The sequence below is a fragment of the Streptomyces sp. NBC_00440 genome (assembly GCF_036014215.1).
Taxonomy (GTDB): domain Bacteria; phylum Actinomycetota; class Actinomycetes; order Streptomycetales; family Streptomycetaceae; genus Streptomyces.
On the sequence record NZ_CP107921.1, the window covers coordinates 7713848 to 7726335 of the forward strand.

Consider the following 12488-nt stretch of genomic DNA (forward strand, 5'->3'; position numbering starts at 1 on the left):
TGCCGGAGAGCCGAAGCGCGGTCAGTGCTGGTCGCCCGCGGGGCGGCGATCCCCGGTGTCGAGCAGACTCCACAGCACCGGAGTCGGGGCGAAGCGTGTCCCCAGACCGTCGGTTTCGAGCCGGCGGCGCACTCGGTCCACGGTCTCCCGCGGAGGCACGGCGAGGGCGTGTCCCGGCGTACGGTCGCCGGGTTTGGCTGTGGCGTCCATGCCGACCTTCGTCACGGTGCCGCCCTGCTGCATCGGCACGTTCCGGTCGGCCGGGACGTCGGGTGCAAGGATGAGGTCGCGCTCCCAGCGCATCCGGCTCGTCCGTGCCCAGTGGACGTGTTCGGCGTCCCAGATGTCGATGTCGCAGTCCACGACGGTGACTTGTTTCACCATGCTGACGGAGGCGAAACAAGCGAAGATCGCACGCTTGGCCTGGCGGCCCTGGTGCGCGGGGAGCGCGACGACCACGTCGACGCGGCCGCCTCCGGAGAGCGTCACCGCGACATCTGTGTCCCCGCAGCCGGCCAGGCGCAGCGCGTGCCGCAGACCGGCGGCGATCGGCAGCGCGGCGAGGTAGGCGTGCTCGGCGGCCAGCCCCGGCAGGATGACCTGGACCGAGGGGTCGGCGCGCGTGGTCAGCGCCGTGACCTCCAGGGTGATCCCGTCGCCGTAGTCCTCGTACATGCCGTGGTACTCGCTGACCAGCCCCTCGTGCACAGGGCGGTCGGCGTGCAGCAGGCCCTCGATGACGACTTCGGCGTCGGCGGGCACAAGAACGTCGCTCGTCGTGGCCCGCACCACCTTGACCGGTGCTCCCAGCAGGTGGGCTGCGTGCTCCAACTCGTCGTCCCCGAGGCCGAGATAGAAGCAGGCGGCCATCTGGATCGCGGGATGGGTGCCCAGCGTGACGGCGACGGGAAGGCCGTCAGCCCCGGCGGAGCGGGCGAGCGCGGTCAGATGGTGGTTCGGGGCGATCCCGACGAACCCGGTCGTCGGGCCCAGCGGCTTGATCCGGGCGTAGGAGGCGTTGCGGTGACCGGTGACCGGGTCGTGGGCGACGATCATTCCCGCCGTCAGATAGCCGCCGGAGTCATCGGTGAAGTAGGTCGGCGCGAGGACGCGCTTCCAGACCTCGTCGGCGGCGAACCGCCGTTCCTGGCAGTGGGCGGTATCCACCACCTCGGGCTTGCACCGGGAGGCGACCGCGGCCGACAGCGTGTCGAGGACGTCCGTGACCGGCACGCGCAGTGCGGCGGCGATGCGGGCGCGGCTCGACAGGATGTTTCCGACCAGGGGCAGTTCCGAACCCGTGACGCGGTTCAGCCGCACGGCGGGGCCACGGTCGAACAGCGCGAGCACACTGGCGAGTTCGAAGCGCGGGTCGACCGGCCGGTCGATATCGACGAGTTCACCACGACGTTCCAACTCGTCGAGGAATCCTCGCATTGATTGGTCGCCCATGTTCATCCGCGCTCGCATTCTCGGGAAATGGTAATTCGGCAGGCACACGGGAGTGATGTCTCCTCGCCGGTGGCACGCAATAGTGCATGAGTCACCGAGGCCACGCAAGGCAGGTCCGGGGAGCCGTGCAGAGCAGCGGAAAGGGGTGCCGCGAGCATGATTCCTGATCCGCGGGAATCGTATTCTGTCCGGGCCCGCACCGTGTCTACCTTTCACGCCATGGAAAAGGCACAAGGTCACGAGCGCGCCGACATCGTCCTCACCGGGGTCGTGCCGGTCGCGGACGGGAAATTCGAGCGTGGGTGGGTCGCTGTCGCGGGTGGTGTCATCACCGGAGTCGGAACCGGGGCGGCGCCGAAAGCCCCCGCGGCGCGGCGAATCGACGTCAGGGACGCTTTCGTCCTGCCGGGTGCGGTCGACGCCCACGTGCACTCGTACTCGCACGCGGGTGAGGGGCTGCGGGCCGCAACCTCCGCCGCGGCCACCGGAGGTGTGACCACGATCGTGGAGATGCCCTTCGACGCGGAGGGCCCCGTGAACCACGTGGAGCGGCTCAAGGCGAAGCGGGAGAAGGTGGCCGAGGAGGCCGTCGTCGATGTCGCCCTGCTCGGCACCCTCGCGCCCGGCGGTGGCTGGCGGGAGGCCGAGGCCCTGGCCGACGGGGGAGTGGTGGGGTTCAAGGTGTCGCTCTTCGACACCGACCCGTTCCGGTTCCCGCGTATCGACGATGCCGAGTTGCTGGATGTGATGAAGGCCGTCGGCGCCGTGGAGTCGACGCTGTGCGTACACGCGGAGAACAACGAGATCATCAAGGCGCTCCTCGCCGACGAGCGGCACCGTTCCTCGACCGATCCGGCTGTGCACTCCGCGACCCGGCCACCCGTCTCGGAGACGCTCGGCGTGCTCACCGCGATGGAGATCGCCGCCCATCAGGGCAACGCGCTGCACCTGTGCCATCTGTCCCTGGGGCGGTCGGCCGAGCTCGTGCGCTGGTACCAGGGCCAGGGCGTGGACATCACCTTCGAGACATGCCCGCACTACCTGACCTTCACCGAGGACGACATGCGCGGCTCGCGCGGCCGGCTGAAGATCAACCCCCCGCTGCGCGACGGGGCGAACCGCGACGCCATGTGGCAGGCCGTCACCACGGGCCTTGCCACGGCAGTCACCTCCGACCACGCCCCTTGGCCCGCCGAGTTCAAGGACCAGGAACGGATCCTGGACAACCACTCGGGAGTGCCGGGCACCGAGACCCTCGTGGCGACCACCCTGGGCGCCTGCCTGCGGCGCTTCGGCGCCGGGCCGCAGTTCGCGCGAGCGGTGGCCGCACTGACCAGCAACCCTGCCGACCGGTACGGCATCGGGCACCGCAAGGGCAGGCTGGCCCCGGGCCACGACGCGGACATCATGGTGCTCACCCCGGACGACACCTGGCGGATCGACGGCTCGGCCCTGCACTCCCGCGCCGGCTGGACCCCCTACGATGCGTACGCGCCCGGTGCCCGTGTCACTCTGACGCTGAGCCGTGGCACCGTCGTCTGGGACGCGGGCAAGGGACTGACGGGCAAGCCCGGCCGCGGCGAGCAGGTGCATCGGAGATGAGCATGACCATCGGACGGCCGTCCGCAGGTGAACTGTCCTCCCTGACGCGCGGCCTGCGGATCCTGGAGTTCATCCAGGACCGGGGCCAGGCCGAGGTGTCGGAAGTCGTCGCGGCCATGGGCATCCCGTCGTCGTCGGCCTACCGATACGTCCGGCTGCTCAAGGAGGCAGGGTTCCTCGCCGAGGTCGACGGCGCCCTGCTGCCCACCGACCGCCTCGCCGACCGTTCCATCGACCGTACCGGGCACCTGGTGGACCTGGCGCGCCCCGTGCTCACCCGGCTGATGCGTCGCAGCGGTCTGGACGTGGCACTCACGGTACGGGCGCACACCGCCGCGCTCTGCCTGGACACCCGCGGCAGCGGATCAGGCACGGTGGCGCTGCGGCCCGGTCAGGTCCTGGCCCTGTACTCGGGGGCCAGCGCCACGCCGCTGCTGGCGACGGCGCCCGAGACGGTTCGCCGCCAGGTCCTGCAAGGACGGCTGCAACGGTTCACGGCGGCGACCCCGGACGCCGCGTCCCTGCGCCTCGAACTCGCCGAAGCCCGCAGGGACGGCTACCACGTGACGCACGGCTGGCTCACCCCCGGCGTCAGCGCCGTCGGGATGCCCGTTCTTGTCGCCGGCTCGTGCTTGTGCGCGGTGTCCCTGGTGGGGCGGCACGCGGAACTCACCGATGTCACCCGGCCGCTGGCCCTGCTGAGGGAAGCGGTCGCGGACATCACGGCCAGCATGCCCCGGGCGGCGACCCAGGTGTGGCTGTCGCCCGATGAGGAGAGCACGCGCGAGGACCTCTGAGCACGGTCGCGGACGCGGCGCCGGTTCCGCGGGCCGTGCCATCGCCGACGGAGGCAGCACGTACGTACGAGATCCCAGTCCAACCTGGCCGAATTCAGGCCAGAACTGTCCGGTATTCACCGGAAGGATAGGTAATGAGCATCGACCTGGACGCCCTGACCCCCCATCCCGAACGACTCGCCGAGCGCCTCGCCTCGCTCGCCGAATTCCACGACTCCACGCGACCCGGCTGGAGCCGAGAGGTGTTCTCGGAGTCCTACCGGGCCTCTCGCGAGTGGGTACGCCGGCAGATGGCCGACGCGGGACTCGACCCCGTTGTGGACCCGGCGGGCAACATCGTCGGGCGGCTGCCCGGCCGCCGGGGGCGCGGCCCGGCGCTGGTCACCGGATCCCACACCGACACGGTCGCCCAGGGCGGCAGATTCGACGGCATCGTCGGCGTCCTGACCGGTATCGAGGTGGCCCAGCGATTCCGTGAGACGGGCACGACGCTTGAACACGACCTGGTGGTCGTGGACTTCCTCGGCGAGGAGGCCAACGATTTCGGCATATCGTGCCTGGGTTCCCGCGCGGTGGCCGGCGTGCTGCGGCCGGAGCACCTGGACCGGGTGGACAGCACGGGAACCAGGCTCGGCGACGCGATCGAGAGGTTCGGGCTCGACCCGCACGCCGCGCTGAGGCAGGCCTGGAACCCCGGTGACGTACACGCCTACGTGGAACTGCACGTCGAGCAGGGCCCACTCCTGGAATCGTCCGGCACCAGCATCGGCGTGGTCACCGCGATCGCCGGAATCGACCGAATCCTGATGCGCTTCGCGGGCCGGGCGGGCCACGCGGGGACGACACACATGGCCGACCGCCACGACGCACTGGTCTCCGCCGCAGCGGCAGTTCTCGCCGTGGAACGTGCCGGATGCGGAGCGCCCGTACACGGCGTGGCCACTCCCGGCTGTATCGAGTCGAGCCCCGAGTCGATGGGCGTCATCACGGACCGGGCCCGGCTCTGGGCGGAGATCCGCAGCGTGGACGGCACCTGGCTCCAGGGGGCGCGCCGGCAGATCGTCGACGAGGTCGCCGAGGAAGCGGCGAGGCGAGGTGTCCGGTTCGACGTCGAGTACCTCACCGATCAGGACCCCGTGCCCACGGACGAGTTGCTGCAGGATGTCATCGGTCAGTCGGCCGACAGGCTCGGCCTGCCGTGGCGGGCCGTCCCGTCCGGGGCGGGCCACGACGCCGCACACCTGGCCCGGCTCGGGCCCATGGGCATGATCTTCGTTCCCTCGCAGGGCGGGCTCAGCCACTGCCCCGAGGAGTTCACCGCGCCCGCCGACATCGAGCAGGGCGCACACGTGCTCGCCGGCACGCTGGCCACCCTGGACCAACGTCCGGTCGTGCGCAGTGAATAGAGATGCAACGACAGCGACCACGACACGTGTCTCCCGGCGCGCGGTCGTCGCGGCATCCTTCGGCAACGGGATGGAGTGGTACGACTTCACGGTCTACGCCTTCTTCGCCGGCTACATTTCCCACAACTTCTTCCGGGACGACGACCCGGGTACGGCTCTCATCAGCACGTTCGTCATCTTCGGTACGGGGTTCGTGGCCCGCCCGCTCGGGGCCGTCGTCATCGGGCTGTACGGCGACCGCAAGGGCCGCAAGGCCGCGATGATGCTCTCCCTCAGCACCATGGGCGCCGGGACACTCCTGCTGGTCGTGGCGCCACCGGTGGCAGTCCTCGGGCTCGGTGCACCGGCCCTGCTCCTCGTCGGCAGGCTGCTGCAGGGATTCTCGGCAGGCGGCGAGATCGGCGGCGCCACGGCCTTCCTGGTGGAACACGCGCCACCCGGCCGAAAGGCCCGGTACGCCGCCTGGCTCCAGGCATCCATGGGGATCTGCAATCTCGCGGCCGCCGCCGTGGGCGTCGCCCTCACGACCTTCGCCTCCGAATCAGCGATGAACGCCTGGGCCTGGCGCATTCCCTTCGCGCTCGGCCTGCTCATCATTCCGGTCGGCGTCTACATCCGCCGGCATCTGCCGGAGACCGAGGAATTCGAGAAGAGCAAACCGGAACGGAACGAGCAGGAGACGACCCCGGGGCGCGGCCCTCTCGTCCAGTTGCTGACCGAGTACCGGGGACGGGTCATCACCGGATTTCTCTTCTCCGTTCTGTGGACCGTGTGCGTCTACACCTTGGTCATCTACGCACCTACGTACTACGAGAGCGACGCGGCAGGTCTCGGCTTCACCGCACAGCAGTCGTTCCTCGCCTCTCTGGTGGGCAACGCAGTCCTCGTAGCCGGGTGCCTGGTCGCGGGGCGCGCCGCCGACACGGCGGGTGCGCGGAGAGTGCTCATGGCCGGCGCGCTGGGCTTGCTCGTGCTGCCGCTGCCCCTGCTGGCATGGCTGCACGCACAGCCGGCGTTCCCCGTCCTGCTGCTCGTCCACAGCCTGCTGTGCGCCGGTGTCGCCGCGTTCGCCGGTGTCGCACCCTCCACGCTGACCCGGCTCTTCCCCGTCGAAGTGCGCTCCACGGGCGTGGCCCTGAGCTACAACATCGCAGCGATGGTCTTCGCGGGCTTCACGCCTGCCCTGATGGCCTGGGCCGTCGGCTCGCTGACCGTCTACGCCCCCGCGCTGTGGGTGGCCTTCGCCGCTGCGGCATGTCTTGCGGCAGTCCCCGCGCTGTTCCGGGTGATCCCGGACTCACGGAGCGCTGTCCGGCCTGACCGGGCGCGATCGCCCGCACGCCCTGCGCACGGCCAGGCGGGTGTCGGGCAAGGGGATCCGTCGTAGGAGAGGGGGATGATGTCCCGCCGTGCGGTGTGGGTTCACGCGGGGTCCGTGTGGTCGCCGGTCTTCGATGTCCAGGCCGGCGGGCGACGCTCGCGCGATTCTGACGGTGCTCGACGTGCGAAGCTTCCGCTCCGAGCGGGCTGATCCCACCGACACCGCGGCGGCAGGTCTGTGGGGCCGCAGCTCGTTATTGAAGTCGCCGAGTGGGTGGGGCGGCAGGCGCAACAAACCCTGCTGAAGATCGTTGATCACCGTATGAGGAAATCCATTGCATGGCGGCAGTTGCGCGTTCTGGTCTCGGTCTCCTCCCTGACACTTGGGGTCGTCGGCGCGGGCAGCACACAGGCGAGCGCGGCAGGCCATGGGTGTCCAGCGGGGGAGATCTTCGCTACGAACAACACCGCGATCGTCACGGATCCGGCCGACCCCCGGCTCAAGACCAGCCTGACGCGTTTCGATCACGAGGTGCGCGGGATCATTCGTACCAACGGCGCGGGGCCCGGCGCCTCGAAGCTGCTGGACGGCATCTTCTGGTCCGGCGCCCTCAAACAGGCCACCTACGAGCGCTCCCGCGAGTTCGACGTCAACAAGGTCGGCCAGGACGGGCTGCACCACGTCGCCAGCGTCATCGCCAAGCGGTACCACCAGGAGTCGGTGCTGACCTTCCGCTGCCTGCCGCGTTCCTCGCCGGAAACCGAGGCAGTCGAAATCCAGGCTCCCGGCGTCAGCGCCCCTCGTCTGCACCACGAGTTGCTCGCGAACCCCGAGGCCCGCGACGAGCTCGGAGGCGGGTCAGTCACCCTTGACCGGGGGCTCATCCTCGTCGTCCCGCTCGCGGACCTGTCCCTGGCTGAGAAGTTCACGAAGAACCTCGGCGTCGACTGGAACACGGTCGAGGTGCGCTACGGCGACAGAGAGTTCGTGAGCTGAGCCTGCGGACGAACGGTGGGGGGTACGGCCTTGCGGGGTACGCGAAGCCGTCACGGAGTCAAGGCCGTGCGCAGTAGCTCGTGATTCACACTTTGAGATCCCGCACTGTCGCCTCACGTCCCGGTCCTGCCTGCCCCACCGGCATTGCCCCCGAGCGTCAAGTCCCCAGCACACGCCCGATCTCTGCGACCTCCTCCTCTGCCAGCGGCCCGAACTCCAGCGTCCGGGCGTTTTCCTCTGCCTGCGCCACGGTCCGAAAGCCGGGGATGGGCACCGTCCGCGGGCTGCGCGCCCACAGCCAGGCCAGCGAGCCCTGGGCGAGAGTGCGCCCGCGGCTCGTGAGGATGGACCGTACAGCCTCGACGCGCGCGAGCCATCGCGGATCAGCGCCGCCACCCGCCGCGAAACCCGGCAGCCAGGCAGGCGGCGCATTGCGGATGTCACCGGCGCCGAGTGTGCTTCCCGGCATGTGCTTCCCGGTCAGCAGCCCCATCGCGAGCGGGCTGCGGTTGATGCTCGCAAGAGCGGTCTCCTCGCACAAGGCGAGCATTTCGGGCGCGTCCTGGAGGACGTTGCAGCGGTGCTGCACGGCCGCGCAGTGCGGGCCCGCGGCGAAGACCGCCGCGCGCGCCGGGTCGTCGGTGCTCCATGCGTACGCGCGGATGAGCCCTTCTCGTACGAGATCTTCACAGGCATCCCGCAGGGGAGCGGCCCGTTCAGGATCCACGTCCGACAGGTGGAGCTGGTAGAGGTCCACGTAGTCGGTGCCCAGCCTGGCGAGCGACGCCGTCAGCGCACGCCGTACGTACACCGGTGAGTCGTCGCCGCCCGTCAGGACCATGCTCTCCTCGTCGAAGAGGTTGCCCCACTTGGTGGCCACGACGACGTCCGCCCGGCGCCTGCCGAGGGCCCGTCCGAGTACGCGCTCGCTGTGCCCGGTTCCGTAGACGTCGGCGGTGTCGAAGAAGGTCACGCCGAGGTCCAGCGCACGGCGCACGGCACGAACGGACACCTCGTCATCGACCTTGCCCCAGCCGAGCGGGCTCCCGTCCGGGTCCTGCCATTCCCCGCCGATGGCCCAGCAGCCAAAACCGAGGGCGCTCACCTCGATTCCGCTCCGTCCGAGGGCCCTTGTGCGAGGCAGGTGTGTACCGGCGGCCGTCGTCCCGTCAATCGTCTCCATGCCTGTGAAGGCTAGGAGTTGGAGTGCATGTGAAGGCAACCCTCCTCCGGGATCAGACCCGGTACACCGCCGGATGCGCCGACAGAAGCGATGTTCACGAAGTGCCCGCGGCCCTGCGCGCACACCGCGCACGGCTGCGGTCGGTCGATGTGGGCACAACTAGCGTGCACGTGACCAGAGTCGATGCACCGCGGACCGCGACTACCCCTGTGCCGAGGTCTCCGATTCCGCGCTCGCTTCGGCGGCCGGTACGACGGTGTAGGGGTCGGCGCCGTCGGGTCCTTCCATGAGGGACAGGGCCAGGCGCAGGTCGCGCACGCTGCGGGCCATGGGGCCCGCGTGCCACCAACGGCGCGGTACGGCGGGGAAGTGGCCGGTCATCGGCACCCTGCCGTGGGTGGGCTTGATCGAGGCGATCCCGGTGTCGGCGGCGGGCCCGCGCACGGAGATGGCGACATCGCTCCCGATACCGAGAGGCGAGAGTCCGCTTGCGATGGCCGCTGACTCACCACCGCTGGAGCCTCCGGGGGTGCGTTGCGGGTCGTAGGGGTTCAGGGACCTGCCTGCGACGTGGTTGTCCGTCTCGGTCCAGTAGGACATCTCCGGCAGGTTCGTCTTGGCCAGCAGGATGCCGCCGGCTTGCCGAAGACGGGCCACCGGAGTGGCGTCGCTTTCGGGCACCCGGTCGGCGAAGAGCCTCGATCCGCGGGTGGTACGGACCCCCGCCGTGCCGAAGGAGTCCTTGACCGTGAAGGGCACCCCGCCGAGCGGGCCGCTTGCCGGTCGCGCTGCGGCGTGCAGAGCCTGCTCACCGAGCACGGTCACGAAGGCGTTCACCCGGTCACCGACCGCCTCGATCCGGTCGAGGTGGGCGGCCACCACCTCGACGGCGCTCACCGTGCCCTCGGGAATCAGACGGGCGAGACCGATCGCGTCCTGCCATACGAGGTCGTCGGCTCCCATAGAACACTGCCTTCCGTAAACGACTTCCCCGCCGGTCCGGACAAGCCGGCGCCCCGTACGCGGGCACGGTCAACACTGGTCGCCGGGAACCGGGTCAGCCGCGCCGGAGGGAACGAACGGCTACGACGGTTGCACAACCGGCTCGATCCGACGATCCCGGATCAGCTTGGCGCAGGCGTAGTATCCCCCTCCGCCCACCACGAGCCCGACGAGCCAGGACACGTCGGCGCCGCCCAGGGATGCCACCAACGGCCCCACGTAGACACTGCTGTTGATGAACGGCAGTTCAACGGCGATCGACACGAAGTAGATGAGCACCGCCCACCAGGTGAAAGTACCGTAGCGGCCGTTCTTCGTCAGCAGCGCGGGAATGTCGTAGTGACCGCGGCGAACGACGTAGTAGTCGGTGAGGTTGATCGCGGTCCACGGCACCAGCAGGTACAGCACGAACAGCGTGATGTTCTGGAAGGTCGTCAGCAGACTGCCGCTGGACACGATGGCGAGCGCGCTCGCGACGACCGCGAAGCAGATCACGAAGAACGCCCGTGCTGCCGCGGTCGAACGCACCCGGCCCTCCGCCGACAGCGCGCTGACCGCGGTGAGGAAGGCACCGTACGGGCCCTCCGCGCCGGCCGGGACCAAGCCGACCAGCAGCGCCACGACCAGCAGACCACTGACCGACGGAAAGCGGCCGGCCAGGAACCCGATCGCGTCGGAGTTCACCGCGGCACTGTTGACGGTCGCGGCCATCGCTCCGACGATCATCGTGCCCGCACCGCCCACGGCCGAACCGAGATATGTGTAGGCGAACGTCACCCTGGTCGGTGTGTCCGCGGGCAGGTAGCGGGAGTAGTCGGACACATAGGGAGCCCAGGTGACCTGCCAGGCGACGCAGACCGAGATCGCCGACACGACGGCGCCGACGGAGTGCGTGGTCGCGCCGGACGGGTGGCTGGACAGCTGCGGGAGAAGCCGTACGAACAACGCGAGGAACGCCACACCCGAGATCACCGCGACGACCCGGCCTGCGGCATGGATCAGCCGGTATCCCACCAGGGGAATCATGAGCAGCACCAGGTTGAACACCACGATGCCCACCGTCTTCGGCACATGGGCCCATGCCGCGATCGCCTGCCCGGCGACCAGGCTGCCCTCGACGGCGAAGCCGAGGTACATCAACACGACCATGGCGGAGGGCAGCACCGCGCCGTAGAGACCGAACTGGGCGCGGCTCTGCACCATTTGTGGAAGACCGAGCTGGGGCCCCTGCGCGGAGTGGTAGGCCATGAACAGCCCGCCGACCAGATTCCCCACCACGATGCTGATGACCGCCCAGGTCAGGTCGAGTCCCATCCCGATGGTCACCGCGCCGGTGATCAGAGTGTTGATCTGCACATTGGTGGAGAACCACAGGGCGAGCTGGTGCCATGGCCGACCGTGGCGTTCCGTGGCTGGAATGTGTTCGATCGTGCGCCGCTCCAGCGCGAACGACGGGTGCCCCTTCATCATGCCTCCCAGGTGCCGCGTTCGGACCCGACGGCCTCGGCGATCGCCGCGAGCGCCACGGCGTGCTCGGAACGGCCGTCCCGGGGGTGCGGGAGGCTGGAGAACTTCACGATGACGACGTCTCGCTCCGGGTCGAGCCACAGGTACTGGCCGAAGATGCCGATCCCGAACAAGGTGCCTGCCGAGTCGCCGGGGATCCACCACTGGTTGCGGTAGGTCCCGTTCGGGTGGATCGACCCGAGGTCGCGGTCGGGCAGTACCGCTGCGAGGCCACCCCGGCGCGTGGCATGGATCCACTCCTCGGGAATGACCTGAACCCCGTCGACCACGCCGCCGTCGAGCACACATCGACCGAAGCGGGCGAGATCGCGGGCGGTGGCACTGATTCCTGCACAGGCGTAGGGGGTGCCCACCGGATCCGTGGAGACCACGGCATCGTGCTCGGCTCCGATCCGTGACCAGATACGTTCGCCGAGCAACCTGGGATAGGGGAGCCCCGCGGCGCGCTCCAGCACCCAGGCGAGCACGTCGGTGGTCGCCGAGCAGTACTGGAACCGGCGCCCGTGCGGGCCGTCGGGCTCAAGTCCGGTCAGAAATGCATGCACGCCGTCCGGATCCCCGCTGTGCCGGGGCCGCCAGCCCACCGCTCGGTCCCCGACCCGCACCTCGGACCGCGGATCGTCGTAGTCCTGGTTGTAACGCAGCGCCGCGGTCATATCCAACACGTCGCGCACCGTCGCCGTCCCGTAGGCCGACGACGCCAGTTCCGGAACGTAGGTCGCCACCGTGGCCGACACGTCGAGTATCCCGTCGTCCACCAGGCACCCCGCGGCCATGCCGGCGATCGACTTGGAGACCGACATCAGCACGTGCCGGCGGTCCGGCGCCGCCTCGCCGTAGTAGCGCTCGAACAGCACCTGGTCGCCGCGCAGCACAACGATCGCGTCGGTCGCCGTGCGAGCAAGGAACTCGGCCACCGTGGAGGAGCCGCCGGTGGTGGCGATCACCGTCTCGTCCAGCCTCGTGCCGGCCGCGGCGAGTCGGCGGGGCCGGGTTCGGCCGCGTGGGATCACCGCGGTGTCCAGCAGGCGCTCGACATGGTTGAACGCCCAGCGGTTGGACGGCGGTTCAAGCCAGTTCGCGAGCGTGGCCGGGACTTCCTGGGATGCGTTCATGGTGCGGCTCCTGGTTCAAGGCGGGCGGGGTGGGACCCAGAGTCGCGAACCCGGACCATGCTGTCCAATACCAATTGTTGCGAGGTT

Annotated in this window: 10 protein-coding genes; 5 read left to right on the forward strand and 5 right to left on the reverse strand. The window is 69.6% G+C overall.

Features of this window, described 5'->3' with window-relative positions; translation table 11 throughout:
• Positions 1 to 21 precede the first annotated feature (21 nt).
• Positions 22 to 1470 carry a UbiD family decarboxylase gene (locus OHB13_RS34325; RefSeq protein WP_328379736.1) on the reverse strand — a complete coding sequence of 483 codons (1449 nt, stop codon included), beginning with the start codon at positions 1468 to 1470 and terminating at the stop codon, positions 22 to 24.
• 201 nt (positions 1471 to 1671) lie between these two features.
• Between OHB13_RS34325 and OHB13_RS34330 the strand changes: the two genes are divergently transcribed.
• From OHB13_RS34330 to OHB13_RS34350, 5 genes are all read left to right on the forward strand, one after another.
• Positions 1672 to 3054 carry a dihydroorotase gene (locus tag OHB13_RS34330; protein ID WP_328379737.1) on the forward strand — a complete coding sequence of 461 codons (1383 nt, stop codon included), beginning with the start codon at positions 1672 to 1674 and terminating at the stop codon, positions 3052 to 3054.
• Complete coding sequence (locus tag OHB13_RS34335) at positions 3051 to 3851, forward strand: IclR family transcriptional regulator (protein WP_328379738.1); 801 nt, start codon at positions 3051 to 3053, stop codon at positions 3849 to 3851. Before OHB13_RS34330 ends, OHB13_RS34335 begins: the two co-directional genes overlap by 4 nt.
• 134 nt (positions 3852 to 3985) lie before the next feature.
• Complete coding sequence (locus tag OHB13_RS34340; RefSeq protein ID WP_328379739.1) at positions 3986 to 5257, forward strand: M20 family metallo-hydrolase; 1272 nt, start codon at positions 3986 to 3988, stop codon at positions 5255 to 5257.
• Positions 5250 to 6644, forward strand: coding sequence for an MFS transporter (locus OHB13_RS34345; RefSeq protein WP_328379740.1), 1395 nt, complete (start codon positions 5250 to 5252; stop codon positions 6642 to 6644). The genes OHB13_RS34340 and OHB13_RS34345 overlap by 8 nt, the downstream gene beginning before the upstream one ends.
• Positions 6645 to 6899: 255 nt before the next feature.
• Positions 6900 to 7574 (forward strand): hypothetical protein, encoded by a 675-nt coding sequence (locus OHB13_RS34350; protein WP_328379741.1) that lies wholly within the window; start codon positions 6900 to 6902, stop codon positions 7572 to 7574.
• Positions 7575 to 7731: 157 nt separating this feature from the next.
• Here OHB13_RS34350 and OHB13_RS34355 read toward each other — a convergent pair whose 3' ends face one another.
• The 4 genes from OHB13_RS34355 to OHB13_RS34370 form a co-directional block, all read right to left on the reverse strand.
• Positions 7732 to 8757: an aldo/keto reductase gene (locus OHB13_RS34355; RefSeq protein ID WP_328379742.1), complete on the reverse strand. Its 1026-nt coding sequence runs from the start codon at positions 8755 to 8757 to the stop codon at positions 7732 to 7734.
• A gap of 201 nt (positions 8758 to 8958) precedes the next feature.
• Positions 8959 to 9720 (reverse strand): amidase, encoded by a 762-nt coding sequence (locus OHB13_RS34360; protein WP_328379743.1) that lies wholly within the window; start codon positions 9718 to 9720, stop codon positions 8959 to 8961.
• Between the two features lie 120 nt (positions 9721 to 9840).
• Complete coding sequence (locus tag OHB13_RS34365; RefSeq protein ID WP_328379744.1) at positions 9841 to 11229, reverse strand: purine-cytosine permease family protein; 1389 nt, start codon at positions 11227 to 11229, stop codon at positions 9841 to 9843.
• A complete protein-coding gene (locus OHB13_RS34370; RefSeq protein WP_328379745.1) occupies positions 11226 to 12401 on the reverse strand; it encodes a serine hydrolase domain-containing protein in 1176 nt (391 codons plus the stop codon). The genes OHB13_RS34365 and OHB13_RS34370 overlap by 4 nt, the downstream gene beginning before the upstream one ends.
• Between the last annotated feature and the right edge of the window lie 87 nt (positions 12402 to 12488).